At 37.5% G+C, this 20388-nt stretch carries 30 protein-coding genes; all 30 read right to left on the minus strand.

Annotated elements, in window-relative coordinates; translation table 11 throughout:
* Window position 1: 1 nt before the first annotated feature.
* The 30 genes from secY to A3GM_RS0108810 all read right to left on the minus strand — a co-directional run bounded on the left by secY (window position 2) and on the right by A3GM_RS0108810 (window position 20058).
* Window positions 2–1339: a preprotein translocase subunit SecY gene (gene secY / locus A3GM_RS0108660; protein WP_018362985.1), complete on the minus strand. Its 1338-nt coding sequence runs from the start codon at window positions 1337–1339 to the stop codon at window positions 2–4.
* 3 nt (window positions 1340–1342) lie between these two features.
* A complete protein-coding gene (rplO, locus tag A3GM_RS0108665; RefSeq protein ID WP_018362986.1) occupies window positions 1343–1789 on the minus strand; it encodes a 50S ribosomal protein L15 in 447 nt (148 codons plus the stop codon).
* Window positions 1790–1810: 21 nt separating this feature from the next.
* Window positions 1811–1987 carry a 50S ribosomal protein L30 gene (gene rpmD, locus A3GM_RS0108670; RefSeq protein WP_009228685.1) on the minus strand — a complete coding sequence of 59 codons (177 nt, stop codon included), beginning with the start codon at window positions 1985–1987 and terminating at the stop codon, window positions 1811–1813.
* A gap of 11 nt (window positions 1988–1998) precedes the next feature.
* Complete coding sequence (rpsE, locus tag A3GM_RS0108675; RefSeq protein ID WP_009228684.1) at window positions 1999–2511, minus strand: 30S ribosomal protein S5; 513 nt, start codon at window positions 2509–2511, stop codon at window positions 1999–2001.
* Window positions 2512–2517: 6 nt separating this feature from the next.
* Complete coding sequence (gene rplR, locus A3GM_RS0108680; RefSeq protein ID WP_009228683.1) at window positions 2518–2862, minus strand: 50S ribosomal protein L18; 345 nt, start codon at window positions 2860–2862, stop codon at window positions 2518–2520.
* A gap of 17 nt (window positions 2863–2879) precedes the next feature.
* On the minus strand, window positions 2880–3446 hold the full coding sequence (rplF, locus tag A3GM_RS0108685) for a 50S ribosomal protein L6 (protein ID WP_025829965.1): 567 nt from the start codon (window positions 3444–3446) through the stop codon (window positions 2880–2882).
* Between the two features lie 12 nt (window positions 3447–3458).
* Entirely contained in the window at window positions 3459–3854 is a 396-nt protein-coding gene (rpsH, locus tag A3GM_RS0108690) for a 30S ribosomal protein S8 (protein WP_009228681.1), read from the minus strand.
* 60 nt (window positions 3855–3914) lie between these two features.
* Window positions 3915–4217, minus strand: coding sequence for a 30S ribosomal protein S14 (gene rpsN / locus A3GM_RS0108695; RefSeq protein ID WP_009228680.1), 303 nt, complete (start codon window positions 4215–4217; stop codon window positions 3915–3917).
* A 5-nt stretch (window positions 4218–4222) separates the two neighbouring features.
* Window positions 4223–4777, minus strand: coding sequence for a 50S ribosomal protein L5 (gene rplE / locus A3GM_RS0108700; protein ID WP_018362989.1), 555 nt, complete (start codon window positions 4775–4777; stop codon window positions 4223–4225).
* Window positions 4777–5097 (minus strand): 50S ribosomal protein L24, encoded by a 321-nt coding sequence (gene rplX, locus A3GM_RS0108705; RefSeq protein ID WP_018362990.1) that lies wholly within the window; start codon window positions 5095–5097, stop codon window positions 4777–4779. The genes rplE and rplX overlap by 1 nt, the downstream gene beginning before the upstream one ends.
* Before the next feature lie 20 nt (window positions 5098–5117).
* Window positions 5118–5483: a 50S ribosomal protein L14 gene (gene rplN / locus A3GM_RS0108710; protein ID WP_009228677.1), complete on the minus strand. Its 366-nt coding sequence runs from the start codon at window positions 5481–5483 to the stop codon at window positions 5118–5120.
* A 2-nt stretch (window positions 5484–5485) separates the two neighbouring features.
* Window positions 5486–5743, minus strand: coding sequence for a 30S ribosomal protein S17 (gene rpsQ, locus A3GM_RS0108715; protein WP_018362991.1), 258 nt, complete (start codon window positions 5741–5743; stop codon window positions 5486–5488).
* Window positions 5744–5755: 12 nt separating this feature from the next.
* The gene (gene rpmC / locus A3GM_RS0108720; RefSeq protein ID WP_018362992.1) at window positions 5756–5950 is read right to left on the minus strand and encodes a 50S ribosomal protein L29; all 195 of its coding nucleotides are present in this window, start codon (window positions 5948–5950) and stop codon (window positions 5756–5758) included.
* A gap of 3 nt (window positions 5951–5953) precedes the next feature.
* Complete coding sequence (gene rplP, locus A3GM_RS0108725) at window positions 5954–6382, minus strand: 50S ribosomal protein L16 (protein WP_009228674.1); 429 nt, start codon at window positions 6380–6382, stop codon at window positions 5954–5956.
* Window positions 6383–6396: 14 nt separating this feature from the next.
* Complete coding sequence (gene rpsC / locus A3GM_RS0108730; protein WP_018362993.1) at window positions 6397–7128, minus strand: 30S ribosomal protein S3; 732 nt, start codon at window positions 7126–7128, stop codon at window positions 6397–6399.
* A gap of 9 nt (window positions 7129–7137) precedes the next feature.
* The gene (gene rplV, locus A3GM_RS0108735) at window positions 7138–7542 is read right to left on the minus strand and encodes a 50S ribosomal protein L22 (protein WP_009228672.1); all 405 of its coding nucleotides are present in this window, start codon (window positions 7540–7542) and stop codon (window positions 7138–7140) included.
* Between the two features lie 35 nt (window positions 7543–7577).
* Window positions 7578–7844, minus strand: coding sequence for a 30S ribosomal protein S19 (gene rpsS / locus A3GM_RS0108740; protein ID WP_009228671.1), 267 nt, complete (start codon window positions 7842–7844; stop codon window positions 7578–7580).
* A 20-nt stretch (window positions 7845–7864) separates the two neighbouring features.
* Window positions 7865–8689, minus strand: coding sequence for a 50S ribosomal protein L2 (gene rplB, locus A3GM_RS0108745; RefSeq protein ID WP_018362994.1), 825 nt, complete (start codon window positions 8687–8689; stop codon window positions 7865–7867).
* A gap of 8 nt (window positions 8690–8697) precedes the next feature.
* A complete protein-coding gene (rplW, locus tag A3GM_RS0108750; protein WP_018362995.1) occupies window positions 8698–8991 on the minus strand; it encodes a 50S ribosomal protein L23 in 294 nt (97 codons plus the stop codon).
* 20 nt (window positions 8992–9011) lie between these two features.
* Window positions 9012–9641, minus strand: a complete 630-nt coding sequence (gene rplD, locus A3GM_RS0108755; protein WP_018362996.1) for a 50S ribosomal protein L4 — start codon at window positions 9639–9641, stop codon at window positions 9012–9014.
* Window positions 9641–10255 (minus strand): 50S ribosomal protein L3, encoded by a 615-nt coding sequence (gene rplC, locus A3GM_RS0108760; RefSeq protein ID WP_009228667.1) that lies wholly within the window; start codon window positions 10253–10255, stop codon window positions 9641–9643. Before rplC ends, rplD begins: the two co-directional genes overlap by 1 nt.
* Before the next feature lie 30 nt (window positions 10256–10285).
* On the minus strand, window positions 10286–10591 hold the full coding sequence (rpsJ, locus tag A3GM_RS0108765; RefSeq protein ID WP_009228666.1) for a 30S ribosomal protein S10: 306 nt from the start codon (window positions 10589–10591) through the stop codon (window positions 10286–10288).
* A gap of 92 nt (window positions 10592–10683) precedes the next feature.
* Complete coding sequence (gene fusA / locus A3GM_RS0108770) at window positions 10684–12798, minus strand: elongation factor G (protein ID WP_018362997.1); 2115 nt, start codon at window positions 12796–12798, stop codon at window positions 10684–10686.
* Window positions 12799–12821: 23 nt separating this feature from the next.
* Window positions 12822–13298 carry a 30S ribosomal protein S7 gene (gene rpsG / locus A3GM_RS0108775; protein ID WP_018362998.1) on the minus strand — a complete coding sequence of 159 codons (477 nt, stop codon included), beginning with the start codon at window positions 13296–13298 and terminating at the stop codon, window positions 12822–12824.
* Window positions 13299–13509: 211 nt separating this feature from the next.
* Window positions 13510–13893, minus strand: coding sequence for a 30S ribosomal protein S12 (gene rpsL, locus A3GM_RS0108785; protein ID WP_009228663.1), 384 nt, complete (start codon window positions 13891–13893; stop codon window positions 13510–13512).
* Between the two features lie 427 nt (window positions 13894–14320).
* A complete protein-coding gene (locus A3GM_RS0108790) occupies window positions 14321–14644 on the minus strand; it encodes a DUF3467 domain-containing protein (RefSeq protein ID WP_018363000.1) in 324 nt (107 codons plus the stop codon).
* 302 nt (window positions 14645–14946) lie between these two features.
* Window positions 14947–17457, minus strand: coding sequence for a zinc-dependent metalloprotease (locus tag A3GM_RS0108795; protein WP_018363001.1), 2511 nt, complete (start codon window positions 17455–17457; stop codon window positions 14947–14949).
* A 389-nt stretch (window positions 17458–17846) separates the two neighbouring features.
* Window positions 17847–18431 carry a hypothetical protein gene (locus A3GM_RS0108800; protein ID WP_018363002.1) on the minus strand — a complete coding sequence of 195 codons (585 nt, stop codon included), beginning with the start codon at window positions 18429–18431 and terminating at the stop codon, window positions 17847–17849.
* Window positions 18432–18672: 241 nt separating this feature from the next.
* Window positions 18673–19245, minus strand: a complete 573-nt coding sequence (locus A3GM_RS0108805; protein ID WP_018363003.1) for a hypothetical protein — start codon at window positions 19243–19245, stop codon at window positions 18673–18675.
* A 222-nt stretch (window positions 19246–19467) separates the two neighbouring features.
* The gene (locus tag A3GM_RS0108810) at window positions 19468–20058 is read right to left on the minus strand and encodes a hypothetical protein (protein WP_018363004.1); all 591 of its coding nucleotides are present in this window, start codon (window positions 20056–20058) and stop codon (window positions 19468–19470) included.
* Window positions 20059–20388 lie beyond the last annotated feature (330 nt).

Raw genomic sequence — 20388 nt, forward strand, 5'->3', positions numbered from 1 at the left:
TCTAATATGCTGCAAGTCCTGCGTTACGAGTATGACCTGAATTTAATAGGCCATCATAATGACGCATCATAAGGTGACTTTCTATTTGTTGTAGAGTATCCATTACAACACCTACAAGAATTAAAAGAGAAGTACCTCCAAAGAATTGTGAGAACGCATTCTGCACATTTACTAATGATGCTAATGCAGGCATAACAGCAATGAAAGCTATAAAGAGTGAACCTGGCAAGGTTATTCGAGACATTATCTCCTCAATGTAGTCTGCAGTATCTTTACCGGGCTTGATTCCTGGAATGAAACCGTTGTTACGTTTCATATCTTCTGCCATCTGTGTTGGATTCAATGTTATTGCTGTATAGAAATATGTAAAAGCAATAATCAAGAATACATAAATACAGTTGTACAATAAGCTGTGGTTATCCATCAACGAATGTACGATGCTTGAAGAGTTATCTGATTGGAATCTAACCAACATTAAAGGTATAAACATTAGAGCTTGCGCAAAAATAATAGGCATTACATTTGCTGCAAATAACTTCAATGGGATGTATTGTCTAGCACCACCATATTGTTTATTTCCAACAACACGCTTAGCATATTGTACAGGCACCTTACGTGTTCCTTGTGTTAGTAGGATTGCAGCACATACTACTCCGTAAAGGATAAGTAGTTCTACAATAAACATAACTAGACCACCACCTGTGATTGCTTGGAAACGTGAACCAACTTCTTGTGCGAAAGCTTGGGGAAGACGAGCTATAATACCAATCATAATGATAATTGAAACTCCGTTTCCTATACCTTTATCGGTAATTCTTTCTCCTAGCCACAAGATAAACATACTTCCAGCTGCAAGAATGATTGTTGCTGGAATCATGAAAACCTCCCAAGAAATACCAGAAGCCAATGCTTGGCTTGCCTGGTATTTGAGGTTAATAAGGTATGACGGTGCTTGGAATAAAAGAATTCCAATAGTAAGCAAACGTGTATACCAATTTATCTTTTTGCGTCCGCTTTCGCCTTCACGCTGCATCTTTTGGAAATAAGGTACAGCTATGGCTAAGAGTTGCATTACAATAGAAGCTGAGATGTAAGGCATTATACCCAATGCAAAAATAGATGCATTAGAAAATGCTCCACCAGAGAACATGTCCAACAGTGACATCAAGCCACCGGCTGTCTGTGATTGAAGTTTCTCCAATTGGCCTGGATTTATTCCGGGAAGAACAACAAACGAGCCAAAGCGATAAATCGCAGTAAATAGAAGGGTGATAAGAATCCTTTGTCTAAGGTCTTCTACCTTCCAACAGTTCTTTAGTGTCTCAATAAACTTTTTCATTTCTTAGATTATAGTTGTGTTACCACCTACTGCTTTGATAGCTTCTTCTGCAGTTTTAGAAAAAGCATGAGCTTCTACTTCCAATTTTGCTTTTAATTCTCCGTTACCTAGGATCTTAACAAGTTTCTTACCATTTGTAAGACCTGCGTCAACTAGTTCTGCTAATCCTACTTTAGTTAGATTCTTGTTTTCTGCTAGTTCTTGAAGAACAGAAAGGTTTACTGCAAAATATTCTTTGTGATTAATGTTCTTAAATCCACCTTTAGGAATACGACGTTGCAATGGCATCTGACCACCTTCGAAACCGATTTTTCTTTTGTAACCAGAACGAGCCTTAGCACCTTTGTGTCCACGTGTAGAAGTACCACCCAAGCCAGATCCTGGTCCACGACCAAGACGACGACGTGAATGAGTTGACCCTGCAGCAGGTTTCAATGTATTTAATTTCATAATTAATCTAATTTAAATTTATTATTCAACTACACTTACAAGATGATGTACTTTACGAAGCATTCCGCGCATAGAAGGAGTATCTTCGATCTCAACAACTTGAGAGATCTTACGAAGTCCTAATGCAACAAGTGTAGCTTTTTGGTCTTTTGGATAACCAATTCCACTCTTTATTTGTTTGATTTTAATTGTTGCCATATATTTACTCCTTATCCGTTAAATACTTTTTCCATACTAATTCCACGAACACCTGCAATAGTGTAGGCATCACGAACATTGCTTAATGCTTCAATTGTAGCTTTTACAAGGTTGTGAGGATTTGAAGAACCCTTTGATTTTGCAAGGATATCCTTTACACCTACGCTATCAAGAACAGCACGCATCGCACCACCTGCAACTAGTCCTGTACCGGCAGCAGCTGGACGTAAGAATACCTTAGCACCACTATAACGTGCCTCTACTTCATGAGGAATAGTTCCTTTTAATACAGGGACCTTTACTAAGTTCTTCTTTGCAGCTTCTACTCCTTTAGCAATAGCAGCAGTTACTTCACCAGCTTTACCTAGTCCGTAACCAATAACTCCATTTCCGTCACCTACTACAACAATTGCTGCAAATGTAAATGTTCTACCACCTTTTGTAACTTTTGTTACACGGTTGATTGCAACCAAGCGGTCTTTTAACTCTACGTCGCTATTTATTTTTACTTTATTCATTGCCATAATCGTTTAGAAATTAAGACCGCCATTACGTGCAGCATCAGCTAGTTCTTTGATACGTCCATGGTATAAGTAACCATTACGATCAAATACAACAGAAGTGATACCTGCAGCTTGAGCATTCTTTGCTACTAATTCACCAACTTTTTGTGCTTGCTCTTTCTTTGGCATAGCTTCCATACCAAGAGAAGAGGCAGATGCCAATGTCTTTCCTGTTAAGTCATTCACAACTTGAGCATAGATTTGCTTGTTAGAACGAAATACGCTTAGACGTGGACGCTCTGCTGTTCCGTTTACATTCTTACGAATACGGAATTTTATTTTAATTCGTCTTTCAACTTTCTTTGTTGTCATAAATCCTATAATTTTAATTATTTAGCCGCAGCTGTTTTACCAGACTTTCTGCGAATAACTTCACCTTGGAATAAAACACCCTTACCTTTATAAGGTTCTGGTTTACGGAAAGAACGAATTTTAGCACAAACAAGTCCTAGTAATTGTTTATCACAAGATTCTAAGATGATCAATGGGTTTTGATTTCTCTCAGATTTTGTTTCTACCTTAATTTCACTAGGTAACTGAATAAATATAGGGTGGGTATAACCTAAAGAAAATTCGATCAAATTTCCTTGGTTTGACACACGATATCCAACACCAACAAGTTCCAATACTTTCTTGTATCCTTCGCTTACACCAACAACCATGTTGTTAACTAGTGAACGATATAAACCGTGGAAAGCTTGTTTTTGCTTATAGTTTACTGCGCTTTCTTCGTTGATATCCAAGACAACTTGAGCATCTTCTACCTTTACATTAATAGAAGAATCAACTTTCTGAGAAAGTTCTCCTTTAGGACCTTTTACAGTAACAACTCCGTTATTAAGAGTTACTGTAACTCCAGCAGGAATGTTAATTGGCAATTTTCCTATTCTTGACATATTCACCTCCAATTAATATACATAACAAAGAACTTCACCACCGATCTTAAGATCTGCAGCTTCTTTGTTTGTCATCACACCTTTAGATGTAGATATAATTGCTATACCTAATCCATTTATTACTCTCGGCATGTTCTTATAACCGGTATACTTACGAAGTCCCGGAGTTGAAACACGTTTCAAGCTAGTAATTGCACTCGCTTTGGTTGTAGGGTCGTACTTTAATGCAACCTTTATTAAACCTTGTGGTCCATCTTCTACAAACTTATAGTTCAAGATGTAACCTTTTTCAAAAAGAATCTTTGTGATTTCTTTTTTCAAATTAGACGCAGGAACTTCAACAACACGATGATGTGCCATGATTGCGTTTCTGAGTCTTGTCAGATAATCTGCTATTGGATCTGTCATATAAATAATTTTTAATTAATCGGGACTTTCCCGACAATATTAAATACTAAGTTTCGCTTATTACCAACTTGCTTTCTTTACTCCAGGAATTAGACCTGCTGAAGCCATTTCACGGAATTGAATACGTGAGATTCCGAATTGACGGATATAGCCTTTAGGACGTCCTGTGATTTTACAACGGTTGTGTAAACGAATTGGATTTGCATTCTTTGGTAATGATTGCAACTTACGTGCAGCTTCATAAGCTTCAGCAATATCAGTTGCAGTTGCAATTACTTTTTTTAGTGCAGCTCTCTTTTCAGCATAACGTGCAACTAATTTTGCGCGCTTAACTTCACGAGCTTTCATTGATTCTTTTGCCATATCACTTAATCGTTTTTAGCGTTTTTAAATGGAAGGCCAAAAGCTTTCAATAGTGCAAAGCCTTCTTCGTCAGTTGTTGCAGAAGTAACAAATGTTATATTCATACCTTGAATACGATCAATAGAATCAATATTAATTTCAGGGAAAATAATTTGTTCCGTGATACCCAAAGTATAATTACCTTTACCATCAAATCTTGTTTCGATACCTTTGAAGTCACGGATACGTGGAAGAGCTACACGTACAAGCTTCTCAAGGAACTCATACATACGCTCACGACGTAGAGTTACCATAACACCGATAGGCATCTTTTTACGCAATTTGAAGTTTGCAATATCTTTCTTTGAGAAAGTTGCAACAGCCTTTTGACCTGTAATGGCTGTTATTTCATTAATTGCAACATCAACAATTTTCTTATCTTGAGTAGCATCACCCAAACCTTGATTGATTACTATCTTTTTCAAGACTGGAATCTGCATTGCTGAAGAATAATTAAATTGCTTTTGCAATGCAGGAGCAATGCTTTCTTTATAGATTTTCTTTAATTGTGCTGTATCCATTATTTGATAACCTCCCCTGATTTTTTAGAAACACGTACTTTTGTTCCATCTTCGTTTTTCTTGATGCCTACACGAGTAGCTTTACCTGTTTTAGGATCAATCAAACTTAAATTTGAGATATGGATTGGTGCTTCTTGTTTTACAATTCCTCCTTGAGGATTTTTTGCAGAAGGCTTAGTGCTTTTAGAGACGATACGTATACCTTCAACAAGTGCACGATTTTCATCTACAAAGACTTTTAGCACTTTGCCAGTCTTGCCCTTATCTTCACCAGATAGGACAATAACTGTATCGTTTTTCTTAATATGTAACTTACTCATTACTGTATTATTTTATTTTGTTAAAGAACTTCAGGTGCTAAAGAAACAACTTTCATATTCACAGCACGTAACTCACGAGCTACAGGACCGAAAATACGGCTACCACGAAGTTCACCAGCATTATTAAGTAATACACAAGCATTATCGTCGAAACGAATATAAGAACCATCAGCACGACGGATTTCTTTCTTTGTTCTTACGATTAAAGCCTTTGATACCGCACCCTTTTTAACATCACTTGATGGGATAACGTTTTTGACAGCTACGACAATAACGTCTCCAACACTAGCATAACGGCGACGAGTTCCGCCTAAGACACGAATACAAAGTGCCTCGCGAGCTCCGCTATTATCACATACTGTAAGTCTTGATTCTGCCTGTATCATAATTACTTAGCTTTTTCTGTTATTTGAACTAGTCTCCATCTCTTTGTTTTACTCAAAGGACGGGTTTCCATGATGAGGACTGTATCACCTAGATGTGCCTCATTCTTTTCATCATGCACATGGTATTTCTTTGTTTTTTGAACAAACTTACCATATATAGGGTGCTTTTCTTTGAACTTAGAAGCGATTACAATGGTCTTTTCCATTTTATCACTTACTACTACACCCTGTCTTACTTTTCTTAAATTTCTTGTTTCCATCTGAACTGTTCGTTATTTATTAAGTTCTCTTTGATGAAGTTCTGTTTTCATACGTGCAATATCACGACGAGTAGCCTTAATCTGTGATGGATTAGCAAGTGGAGAAACAGCATGATTGAGTTTCAATTGATGCAATTGAGCTTCTGTTGATTCTATTTTCTCTACCAACGCATTGTTGTCGAGTTCTCTTACTTCTTTAATCTTCATAGTTTAAGCGTTTTTATCGAAATCACGTCTAACAATAAACTTTGTCTTTACAGGTAACTTTTGAGCTGCTAAGCGAAGTGCTTCCTTAGCAATATCAAAACTAACACCTTCTACTTCAAAGAGGATACGTCCTGGAGTTACAGGTGCTACCCATCCTGCGGGATCACCTTTACCTTTACCCATACGTACGTCTGCAGGCTTACGTGTTATTGGTTTATCTGGGAATATTCTAATCCAGACTTGTCCCTCACGCTGCATATAACGATTCACTGCTACACGAGCGGCCTCTATTTGTCGGCTATCAATCCATTTAGCTTCAAGTGTCTTGATTCCAAATGAGCCAAAAGCCAACTGTGTTCCTCGATGTGCGTTTCCTTTATTTCCACGTCCATCTTGAGGTCTTCTATATTTTACTCTTTTAGGCTGTAACATGTTTAAAATTACTTTTAACGATTATTGTTTCTCTTACGATTACCGCCACGACGATCTGAACGACCATTCGAACGAGAACCATTTTGTTTGTCTTGAGTAAAGTTAGGAGTCAAATCACGTTCTCCATAAACTTCTCCACGACAAATCCATACTTTAATTCCTAGAAGTCCAACTTTTGTTAGAGCTTCTGCTTGGCAATAATCTATATCAGCACGGAAAGTATGTAAAGGAGTACGACCTTCCTTGTACATTTCTTTTCTTGCCATTTCTGCTCCATTCAAACGTCCAGAGATCTGAACTTTAATACCTTCTGCACCAGCACGCATTGTACTTTGAATAGCCATCTTAATTGCACGACGATAAGAAATCTTACCTTCTACTTGTCTTGCGATATTGTTTGCTACAATATTTGCATCAAGCTCTGGCTTCTTTACTTCGAAGATATTAATTTGAATATCTTTTTTGTAGAGTTTCTTTAACTCTTCCTTCAATTTATCAACATCCTGTCCGCCTTTACCTATAACGATACCTGGGCGAGCTGTACAAATTGTGATGGTAACAAGTTTCAATGTTCTTTCAATAACAATCTTTGAAACGCTAGCTTTAGCCAAACGTTCGTTTAGATAGTTACGAATTTTTTGATCTTCAACTAGGTTTTCACCAAAGTTCTTACCACCAAACCAATTCGAATCCCAACCACGAATAATACCTAGTCGGTTACTTATCGGATTTACTTTCTGTCCCATTCTACCTAATTATATTTCGTTATTAGTTTTGGTATCAACAAACAAAGTAACGTGATTACTACGTTTACGTATACGATAACCGCGTCCTTGTGGAGCTGGTCTCATACGCTTCATTGTTACGCCTTCGTCTACAAACACTTTTGAGATATATAATTCTCCGTCTTCAGCCTTACGGTCATTTTTCACCTCCCAGTTTGCAATAGCTGAGCGCAGTAGTTTCTCAACATCTGCAGCGGCTTGTTTCTTAGAGAATCTCAAAACTCCCAAAGCTCTATTAACCTCCATTCCACGAACCATGTCTACTACATAGCGCATTTTACGTGGAGAAGAAGGAACGCCTTTGAGCTTCGCAAAGTACAAACTTTTTAGGGCCTCTTTTCTTTTCTCAGCCGCTATATGTTTTCTTTTTCCCATTATTATTCCTAAATTTAAAATGGTTTTAAACCTGATTACTTGCGATTACCAGAGTGACCACCAAAGCGACGAGTTGGAGAAAATTCTCCAAGCTTATGGCCTACCATGTTTTCGGTAATGTAAACAGGGATAAATTTGTTTCCGTTATGAACTGCAACTGTATGTCCCACGAAGTCTGGAGAGATCACAGATGCTCTAGCCCAAGTTTTTACTACATTTTTCTTACCACTCTCGTTCATTGCAAGAATTTTCTTCTCGAGTGATACGTTAATGTAAGGACCTTTTTTTAATGAACGACTCATAAATTTACTAGTTTACGTAATTACTTTTTAGCTCTTTCAATAATATACTTATTTGAAAGTTTCTTAGGTGCACGAGTCTTAAGACCCTTAGCATATAACCCCTTGCGTGAACGTGGGTGTCCTCCACTTTGGCGACCTTCACCACCACCCATTGGGTGATCAACAGGGTTCATAACTACACCACGGTTGTGTGGGCGTCTTCCCAACCAGCGAGAACGACCAGCTTTTCCTGATTGTTCCAAAGCGTGATCAGAGTTACCTACGCTACCAATAGTAGCCTTGCACACTGAAAGAATCTTACGAGTTTCACCTGAAGGAAGTTTGATAACACAATAGCTACCTTCACGAGAAGTTAACTGAGCAAAATTACCAGCCGAACGAACGAGTAAAGCACCTTGACCTGGACGCAATTCAATGTTATGAATCACAGTACCAACAGGAATATTTGCTAAAGGAAGTGTATTTCCGATTTCAGGAGCAGCATCAGCACCTGACATCAAAGTTGTTCCCACTTGCAAACCATTAGGAGCAATAATGTAACGTTTTTCACCATCAGCATAGTATAACAAAGCGATACGAGCCGAACGGTTTGGATCGTACTCGATTGTTTTTACTACAGCTGGAACACCATCTTTCTCACGCTTGAAGTCGATTAAACGGAACTTTCTCTTATGACCACCTCCAATATAACGGACTGTCATCTTACCAGTGTTATTTCTACCACCAGTTGCACGTTTACCGTAAACGAGAGACTTCTCTGGCACGGATGCAGTAATATCCTCGAACGTGCCAATAATCTTGTGTCTTTGTCCCGGAGTTACCGGTTTAAATTTACGTACTGCCATTTTCTATTTTAAATATTGCTATAAAAATCAATTGTTTCGCCTTCTTTTAAAGTCACAACAGCTTTCTTAAACGCGTTACGTTGTCCACGAATAAGACCAGCCTTTGTATAGCGACTTGAACGCTTACCTGCATAACGTGCAGTATTCACGTCTACCACAGTAACATTATAGAGACCCTCAACCTCTTTCTTAATTTGGAGTTTATTAGCCTCAGGACGAACAATAAAACCGTAACGATTTTCTTGTTTCTCTGTGATTTTGGTCATCTTTTCAGTAACCAAAGGTTTTATAATAAATGCCATATATCAATAATCTCCTATTATTATTTTGTTAAGAGTCCGTCTACAACTTGAAGCGACTTTTCAGTAAATACAAGAACATCTGCATTCAAAACTTTATAAGCATTGAGTGTAGATGCAAGCATAACTTCAGAACGCTGTAAGTTACGAGCAGACAAATATACGTTTTTATTCACTTCTGGCAAAAGAAGAAGTACCTTCTTAGAATCTATTTTAAGATTCTTAACTACATTTACAAATTCTTTTGTCTTAGGTGCTTCTAAATTAAAGTCTTCAAGAATAATGATAGCACTTTCTTGAGCCTTATAAGAAAGAGCAGATTTACGAGCTAAAGTCTTTACTTTCTTATTTAGTTTAAATCTATAATCACGTGGTTTAGGACCGAATACACGACCACCACCAACGAGTAGAGGAGAATTAATATCACCACGACGTGCTCCACCGCCACCTTTTTGACGACCTAGCTTACGAGTTGAACCACTAATTTCACTTCTTTCTTTAGACTTAGCAGTTCCTTGACGTTGGTTTGCCAAATACTGTTTTACGTCTAGATAAAGAACGTGATCGTTAGGTGTGATACCAAAGATAGATTCGTTTAACGTAACCTTTCTTCCAGTTTCCTGACCATTGATATTTAATACGCTAACTTCCATTATTTCTCAATTAAAAGGGTTGAACCATTACATCCAGCAACTGATCCCTTTACTAAGAGAATATTGTGTTCTGGAATTACCTTTAATACTTTAAGGTTTTGAGTTGTAACTCTATCACCTCCCATTTGGCCTGCCATACGCATTCCTTTAAATACCTTTGCAGGGTAAGAACAAGCACCGATAGAACCTGGCTTACGAGCGCGGTCATCTTGTCCGTGAGTACTTTGTCCAACACCACCAAATCCGTGACGTTTGATTACACCTTGAAAACCTTTTCCTTTAGATGTACCTACGACATCAACGAAGTTTGCATCGTTAAATAACTCAACAGTGATTGTATCACCTAGGTTATACTCTTCGTCAAATTTGAACTCGGCCAAGTGCTTTTTAGGTGTTGTGCCTGCTTTCTTAAATGTTCCCATCATAGGTTTGTTTGTGTTGCTTTCTTTAGCTTCACCGAAACCTAATTGAACAGCTTTGTAACCGTCTTTCTCGATTGTTTTTACTTGGGTTACAACACAAGGACCTGCTTCGATAACAGTGCATGGTATATTCTTACCATCAGCACTGAAAACGGATGTCATTCCGATTTTTCTTCCAATTAATCCTGGCATTTCAATTTAATTTAAATGTTTAAAATCTTACTATACCTTAATTTCTACTTCTACACCGCTTGGCAATTCTAACTTCATCAAAGCGTCTACAGTCTTTGCTGTTGAGCTATAGATGTCGATAAGACGTTTATAGTCTGACAATTGGAATTGCTCACGTGACTTCTTGTTAACGAAAGTACTACGATTCACAGTAAAAATACGTTTGTGAGTTGGCAAGGGGATTGGACCGCTAACGATTGCACCTGTTGCCTTAACTGCCTTAACAATTTTCTCAGCAGACTTATCAACCAACTTGTGGTCGTAAGATTTTAGCTTAATTCTAATTTTTTGACTCATTACTTTTTATTTATTAATTATTATATGAAAAGAAGGAGGACAGATTAAGAGTCATTAGCTAATCTGCTAACCTCCTTCTTCTTTATTTAATCTTAAACAAGATCTGTTCTTCCGTTAACCTCTTCAAGAACTACCTTAGCGATTGAAGAAGATAATGGAGAGTGGTGATCATACTCCATTGAGCTTGTTGCACGACCTGAAGTAATAGTACGAAGTGCTGTTACATAACCGAACATTTCTGAAAGTGGAACCATTGCCTTAACGATACGAGCACCGCTACGACCTTCTTCCATACCTTCTACTTGTCCACGACGTTTGTTCAAGTCACCAATCACGTCACCCATGTTTTCTTCTGGAGTAACAACTTCAACACGCATGATAGGCTCCATCAATACTGGTTTAGCCTTTGGATATGCGCTCTTGAATGCGTTACGTGCAGCAAGTTCGAATGATAATTGGTCAGAGTCAACTGGGTGGAATGAACCATCAGTTAGAGTAACCTTCAAACCAGTTACAGGATAGCCACCAAGTACACCAGCTTTCAAGCAATCTTGGAAACCTTTTTGTACTGAAGGAATGAATTCCTTAGGTACGTTACCACCCTTAACTTCGTTGATAAATTGTAAGTCTCCCTCTTTGTAGTCTTCGTCTTTAGGACCAACTGTAACGATAATATCAGCAAACTTACCACGTCCACCACTTTGTTTCTTATAAACTTCACGAAGTGTAACAGGTTCTGTGATTGCTTCTTTATAGTTAACCTGAGGTTTACCTTGGTTACATTCAACTTTAAACTCTCTCTTCAAACGGTCGATAATGATATCAAGGTGAAGCTCACCCATACCAGAAATAATTGTTTGACCACTTTGTTCGTCTGTACGAACTGTGAAAGTTGGGTCTTCTTCTGCCAATTTAGCCAAACCGTTATCAAGTTTTGCAACGTCAGCTTGACTCTTTGGTTCTACTGCAATAGAGATCACAGTATCAGGGAAGGTCATTGATTCAAGTACGATAGGCTTAGCTTCATCACAAAGAGTATCACCTGTACGGATATCTTTGAAACCTACACCTGCACCGATATCACCAGCATCGATTGATTCCATTGGAATTTCCTTGTTAGAGTTCATTTGGAACAAACGGCTGATACGTTCTTTTTTACCTGAACGTGGGTTGTAAACATAGCTACCTGCAGTTACCTTACCTGAGTAGACACGGAAGAATACCAAACGACCCATAAATGGATCAGTAGCAATCTTAAATGCAAGAGCTGATGTTGGAGCGTCTTCAGAAGGTTGACGACCTTCTTCTTCCTCTGTATCTGGGTTAGTACCAATTATCTCACCTGTATCAATTGGAGATGGCAAGAAAGCACAAACATAATCCAATAGAGGTTGAACACCCTTATTCTTGTATGAAGAACCTAATATCATTGGAGTTACCTCCATTGCAATTGTACCTTTACGGATTGCAGCGATAAGTTCTTCTTCTGTGATTTCAGCACCTTCAAGATACTTCTCCATAAGAGCATCATCAAAGTTTGCTGCACATTCAACTAGCTTTTCTCTCCATTCGTTAGCTTCATCAACAAGGTCAGCTGGAATTTCTTCCAAGTCGTAGTCTGCACCCATTGTCTCATCATGCCAAAGAATAGCCTTCATCTTAATAAGGTCAACTACACCTTTAAAGTTCTCTTCTGCACCAATAGGAATTTGAATTGGGCAAGGATTAGCACCTAAGATGTCTTTCATTTGTTGTACAGTCTCGAAGAAGTCTGCACCAGAACGGTCCATCTTATTTACATATCCCAAACGAGGAACGTTATATTTATCAGCTTGACGCCATACAGTTTCAGACTGAGGTTGAACACCATCAGCAGCAGAGTATGTAGCAACAGCACCGTCAAGTACACGCAAAGAACGTTCTACCTCAGCAGTAAAGTCAACGTGTCCTGGAGTGTCAATCAAGTTGATCTTGAAGTTTTGGTTATTCCAAGTCCAGTTACAAGTTGTAGCAGCAGATGTAATAGTAATACCACGTTCTTGCTCTTGTGCCATCCAGTCCATAGTAGCTGCACCATCGTGCACCTCACCAATCTTGTGAGTTTTACCAGTATAGAAAAGGATACGTTCAGAAGTTGTTGTCTTACCGGCATCGATGTGAGCCATAATACCGATATTACGTGTCAATTTTAAATCGCGACTTGCCATTTTCTTTTTACCTTATTATATAATTAGAATCTGAAATGAGCAAATGCACGGTTAGCTTCTGCCATACGATGCATATCCTCTTTACGTTTGTAAGCACCACCTTGATTATTATATGCATCAGCAATTTCTGCAGCCAACTTTTCAGCCATAGACTTGCCACCACGTTTACGTGCAAATAAAATCATATTTTTCATAGAGATACTCTCTTTACGTTCTGGACGTATTTCAGTTGGAACTTGGAAAGTAGCACCACCGATACGGCGACTTTTCACTTCCACTTGAGGAGTAATATTATCAAGAGCTTGTTTCCAGATTTCCAAAGAAGACTTTTCTTCCTTAGCCATCTTTTCCTCTACGATATTAAGAGCATTGTAGAAAATTTCATAAGATGTAGTCTTTTTACCATCATACATCAAATGATTTACGAATTTTGAGACCTTTTGGTCATTGTAAACGGGATCTGGAAGGATCACACGTTTCTTTGGTTTTGCTTTTCTCATTTTGTTTAAAATAAAAATTCTGCATGGGGCTGTTATTGTTCTTCAACGCTCTCACTCGAGCATTTACTCAACCTGTTTTTAACAATTCACCAGCAAAACGATAATAAAAAATTTGTCTTGTTTTGAGATTCACAGTCAAGAGTTTAACAATAATCATTACAATCATAATTCTAAACTCTGTCTTCATCTCTTGTCCTTCAATTACTTAGAATTACTTCTTAGCAGCTTTAGGACGTTTCGCTCCATATTTAGAACGACGTTGTGTACGGTTTGCTACTCCAGCGGTGTCAAGAGTACCACGAACGATGTGATAACGAACACCAGGAAGGTCTTTTACACGACCACCACGAACAAGAACGATACTGTGCTCTTGCAAGTTGTGTCCTTCTCCAGGAATGTAAGAGTTCACTTCTTTTTGATTAGTCAAACGAACACGGGCAACTTTACGCATTGCCGAATTAGGCTTTTTAGGTGTTGTTGTATAAACACGAACACACACACCACGACGCTGAGGACATGAGTCCAACGCAGGTGACTTGCTCTTGTCTACAAGAACCTTTCTGCCTTTTCTTACCAATTGTTGAATTGTAGGCATAATTGTACTTTTATTGAATTATATTTATTTATTATTTTTGTTCTACGTATACAATGACCCCATTCGGTCATTTGAGTTGCAAAGGTACAATGTTTTCTCCGTTTTTTAATACATTACTATATAGAAACCTTTCAAAGATAACATTATTTAATATTTGAAAGTATTTTTTATTTGAGGTTTTTGTAACAATAAAAGTCTTAGAAAATACTTCTCGAGGTTTTTGTTTTATGTAAAAAAGCTATTTTTCATCTATTCACTCCCTACCGAAAATAGCTCAAAATGGATAGGAATATCATTGTTTTTAGATATCTATTCTACTTGTTTCTCAACAAAAAAGACCTACTTTTTCTCAATTAGGTCATTAAAAAAAGAAGAGCAAAGGATAGAAACAACAATTATTTCTTTCCTTTGTTCTTCGTTAGAGTTCTTAAGCTTCGTTCTTTGCTACACCAAATGGAGCTACAGTTTTAGATTCTTCCTCTGCTGCAGGCATACCAATTGCGCCAAATTCTTGTTCATAGCGTTGAATATTCTCATTAAGAGCAAACAACAAACGCTTAGCATTTTCTGGTGCAAGAATCAAACGGCTGTTTACTAAAGCCTTTGGAATTCCTGGCAATACGCTTGCAAAATCTAATACGAATTCTGATCCAGAATGACCAATAAGAACAAGGTTTGCATATTTACCTTGTGCTACTTCAGGACTCAACTCTATTCCTAATTCTGGTTGTTGTGTGTTATTTTCTTCCATTTTTATTTATTGTTTAGTTAGAATTCAATTTCTTTTACGAGCTCCATTTCTTAAAGTCTCTATCACAAAGTTAAGTATTTTTTTTGTTTAAGCCAAATAAATAAGCGATAAAGCAACACTAAAAATAAAAAGAGACCAATCACCTTGGTCTCTTTTTATAGCTAAGCACTGGCGCAGTAATTTCCTTTTCAACTCACAATCAACTTATTATATAATTGCAAGAGTCAAAAGGGTGGTTTTTGATTCACACCTTATTATATTATATATAGGCGAAGCAATCACCACACAACTGATGCTTTATCTTATTGATTTTTGCCTTCTCGCTTATCTTTCAACACCTTAATAGTGTTCAACAACTCTTTATAGTGAAGTGCATTTACGCCCTTTGTGGTAGCAGCAGAAGCATTCTTCTTAACATAGTCTTCCACTTTGTTCAAATGATCCACTACATATAGCAACATATCAGTATTGTTCGCTTTAAGCGAAACTGCACCCTTCTCGTTTGAAGTAGAAGTAATCAAAGAAGATAAACGATCTACATACGAACGTTGAAGTGCTCTTCTATAGATATTCTTTCGCTCAACAGGGTTGTTAAGAGGTTTCCAAACAGCTTTAAAGAGGTCGTCTAAATAAGTTGCAGGATTATAGTTCTTCTCGCTACTTGCATAAGCGTTATAGATGTTTGTCAAGATACCTGGCGACATGATAGTTGTTAACACTTGATCTTGTCGACTGATAATATCTTTCGAAGCATCAATACCCACCTTGTTTACGATTTCTTCTGGATACAACCAAAGAGGCGCATCGAACACTTGTCGTGAGATATAGTCAACCGCTTCTTGCTGACGTGCAGCAGGAGTTGGTTGGAATGGAACCATACCAGGCATGTTGTTGGTATACTTTGTGCCGATGTTTTTAGTTACATGACCTAAGTATCTCTTGAATTGTCCTAACACAGCTTTATACATATCGGATAAGTCTGAATAGTCATCATTCTCTTGTTTTGTCCATTGAGGTAAGCCTGCAATCACACGTTTAAGGTTCTTTACACCATAATCGCTTGCTTTCATGTTGTTATCACTCAAGTCTTCGATCTGACTTCTTGGGTCTTCATTGCGACCTTCTCCACCAAACCACAACTTACGATTATCGGTTAACACCTTTGTAGTCTCTTTCTTTAGAGCGTCTCTTTCTTCATATTCATTCTTAAACTCAGGTCTATAGCTATATCCCCACTTAATAGCCCACAAGTCATAGTCGTTTATTCGAGGGAAAAGTCCTTTCCTACTGATGTTATCTTCGGGTTGAGCAACATAGTTAAAGCGAGCATAGTCCATAATAGAAACAGTGTGGCCGTGCTTCTCTACCCATTCTTTGTTGCGTAAGTTCTCTACTGGTGTAGCGAAACTTGCACCCATATTGTGACGAAGACCCAATGTGTGTCCCACCTCATGAGATGACACAAAGCGAATAAGTTCGCCCATCAACTCATCGTCAAACTTCATTGTTTGCGCACCTTTATCATTTGGTCCACATTGAATCATATACCATTCTTTCAACAGCTTCATCACATTGTGATACCAACAGATGTGTGTCTCGATAATTTCTCCACTTCGTGGGTCAACAATACGTGGTCCATAAGCATTCTCAATCTCTGCAGGTAGATAGCGTAATACATTATAACGAGCATCTTCCAAGCTCATTCTCGAGTCGTTAGGCCATTCTTTTGCCACAATTGCATTCTTAAAACCAGCCGCCTCAAAAGCCTTATTCCAGTCGTTTACACCAGCAATAAGATATGGAACCCATTTCTTTGGAGTACCTGGGTCGATGTAATACACAATCTGTTTGATTGGTTCTACCAACTGACCTTTCATATATGCCTTTAAGTTTTTAGGTTCTAAGCGGAAGCGAGAGATAAAGCTTTCGTTCTCTGTCTTTTGTTCTTTGTCTGAGAAGAGCGTAAATCTATTAACGAAGTAACCCACTCTATCATCCCAAATACGTTTTCTCATTGGTGTTTCGGGAAGGATAACGATAGATGTATTCAAGCCTAATGTAGCGGAACCACTGATAGAAGCAGTCATCACGCTATTACTTGCGCTATATGTTCGGGTTGTCTTTAGCTCGATATTCATAGGGAACGCTCTCACAGTATCCACAAAACTACGATCGTCGAGCATCGCACCTAACTTCGCCTTGGTCTTCATTTCAGAAGGAAGACCTGTAAAGTTATTATCTTTAGAGATAAAGTTGGTTACATCAACAAGCATAGAATCTCTTTTCTTGTCGCTATTGATAATTTTGAAAGAGGCGATAATTGGGTCTACGGTTGATGTCTTTAATGAGATAGAAATAGCATCTTTAGGATCTGCTATCTGTGTTTCTACATACGAACGAACCAGAATTTGATCGTTACGACGTTCGAAATATACTGTGTTGTGATTCACTTCTTCACCTCCAAACGCTCCAAAGCGTTGTGGAACAGAGGTAAATCGGGTTACCATAAGAAAATAACGACCTAACAAATTGTTTGGAATATCGAAATACCATTTATCGTCTATCTTTCTAACTCCAAACATTCCTTCTTGATAAGAGCCTCCCTTTTTAATCAATTCTTCATAAGGAGCAGGCTTTTTGGCAGCCTTATCTTTGTCTTTATCCTTTGCATCCTTGTCGGCTTTAGGCTTTTCAACCTTCACCGAGTCGGTCTTTACGCTTTGCCAAAGATTTGCTGTCGTCGCCTTTGGAGCAGCACAAACAAAAGCTGTTTGCGCCATTAAGCACGCCAAAATTGCGTTGATTTTCTTCATTGTGTTATGTGTTTTTTATTTTTATTGAATACGTTATTTTATCTTTGCGCAGTTGAGCAGTGCTCAAAGAGATCGTTTTTAAGTGTGTTTACTTGTTGCAAATATACTATAAATTAATGAATTAGAACACCTTTTATAGCTTTACATTCTCTCCTTGTAGACAATTCGAATGTAATAGCATTTCTTTTTCACTCTAAAAGCATCACTTTTGCGATGCAATAGCTATCCTTTTACAACACAATAACATAGCTTTTATTTTATCCCCACACATCTATTACACTATATAACAACAGAAATGCGGCATCAGTAGTTGTCTACTTTGCCGCATTTGTATCTGTTTCATCTCGATAACCAGTTGAGGTTATATCATAAAGAAAGAAAAATCGTTATTATTTGGATGAATAATCTTCTGACACTACATCATTCACTTTATCGTAAAACAATACTCTTACGCAGTTTTCATTTTCGTCTTCGATGTGCGACATCTCAAGATATATTTTGCCACCGTCTACCTCCCACGTTGAAGTATAGTTACATTTATCTGCACAAAGCAGTTTCCATTTATCCTCATTGCGTTCTACTTCCCTGGATACCTCAAAGTTCGAATGGAACTCATCGGGTGCTCCGAGCTTCTTAATATAATATCTTTGGAGGTATTGATAGTCTCTTTCTATCTGTTCCCAGTTATCTCTAAAAGGCATACAAACCACAACTCGATACACTATGTCACGTTTCACATTACGCAACACGAATACTTGGCAATTGCTTTTACCTGCAAATGTACCTTTAAGACACTGCATTTCTTCCCATTTTTCCACTGGTTTAAAGCCCTTTTCTTTTAGCTTTTGAACAAAAGGTTCTATCGGTCCGTCAATGGGAATGCCTTCAAATCTAAGATGACTGAAGTTGCATTGTGTAAAAACAAGCAACAAAGACAAGAGAAATAAAAAAGGTAGAATTCTTCTTTTTATCATAATTTGGGTTTTGCTTAATGATTGTTTGATATTCAGTCGCAAATATAATACTATTTAAAAAAGCACACAAATTTAGACTATTGTTTTTCATTTGCACTTCAATAAGAGAAGTAAAAAAACATAACCATAAAAGAAATGCGACATAAGCAGTTACCCACTTTGTCGCATTCGCATTTATTTCATCTCGATAACCAGTTGAGGTTATATCATAAAGAAAGAGAGGTCATGATTATTTCGAGGCCTAATTTTCTGCCACTACATCATTCACTTTGTCATAATACAACACTCTTACGCAGTTTCTTCCATTAGCTCTGATGTGCGAAATCTCAAGATATATCGTGCCACCGTCTACTTCCCATGTTGCAGTATAACGACATTTACCTTCATTGAGCAGTAGCATCTTCGTTTCATTCTTTGTTATATTCTCCAGTCCGTCATACTCTTCGGTTTCGTATTTAGGTGCTCCATAAGTCTTTACGAGTTGTGCTCTCATATATTTAAAGTCGCTTTCTAACTCTTCCCAAGTATCTTTTGGGGGAAGAGCAACCACTACTCTATAGATAAGATCACGTTCCACATTACGTAAAACGAATAAGTTACAACTGTCTTTACCTGCAAATGAGCCTTTAAGGTAGGCCATATCGTCTACTCCTTGTTGACGTTTAAAACCCTTTTTCTCTAACTGTTGTAGGAAAGGTTCCATCGGTCCATCGATCGTAAGACCCTCAAATTTAAGGTGATTGTAGTTGCATTGTGTAAAAACAAGCAACAAAGACAAGAGAAATAAAAAAGGTAGAATTCTTCTTTTTGTCATAGCTTTAGCTCTATTTAATGATTGTTTGATTTGTATTGGCAAATATAATACTATTAAAAAAAGCATGCAAATTTAAACAATAGTTTTTCATTTTATATTCAAAATGAGAAGTCTAAATTTATAAAAACAAAAGAAATGCGACACGAACTGTCACCAGCTATGTCGCATTCATCATTTTGTTATCTCAATAACCTATTGAAACTATATTATAAGAAAGAGTGTTTATAGGTCGTCTTGCTTGAAAGAGTCTGCTAATTTTCCGTTTATCAAATCAATATAGACCAGCCTAACGCAACTGTCTGAAGCACCATCGGCATTAAATACCTCAAGAACTATCATTCCTTCAGTAGATCCCCAAATTGAATAATATTCACATTTCCCCTCTTTTAAAGCTGAGATTTTTAAATAATCAGAACCTACATAAGTTCCTTCTTTAAAAGATTCAGAATATTTAAAAGGGTCTCCATATTTTGAAGTCAGCATCCTTTTAAATTCAGTATAATCGTCTTCCAACCACTCCCACGTATCTTTTGAAGGCAAACAAACTACAACTTTATACACAATATTACGTGAAGGGATCCTCATTACACATACGCCAGAACCGCTTTTCCCCGCAAATGTTCCCTTAAGAAGAACATTATCTTCCCATGCATGTTCACGTTTTAACCCCTTTGCCACAAGCTTTTGAGTGAAACTTTCTAAGGTTCCGTTAATGGGAATGCCCATAAATTTAAGATGTTCGTTGGCGTTTTGTGCCATAGCACCTATACAAGAGAAAACGAATAAAAGGGCTATAAGTATTCTTTTCATCATAGTTTTTGTTTGTTTAGCGTTAGTTTAAATGATATTTGCAAATATAACAACATTTTAATAAAACTACAAACTTAGACTATATTTTTTTCATTCTCATCCACCCGTTATGTAAATCTGACGTAATAGCATTTCTTTTACATTCTAAAAGCATCACTTTTGCGATGCAATAGCTATACTTTCACATCACAATAACACTGCTTTTGTTTTACACCCACATTTCCTTTACGCTACACAACAAAAAAAATGCGGCATCAGTAGTTGTCTACTGTGCCGCATTTGTATTTATTTCATCTCTATAACCTATTGTTGTAGCATCTCTTTTGCTCGAGT

The organism is Hoylesella nanceiensis DSM 19126 = JCM 15639, assembly GCF_000379965.1.
Lineage (GTDB): Bacteria > Bacteroidota > Bacteroidia > Bacteroidales > Bacteroidaceae > Prevotella > Prevotella nanceiensis.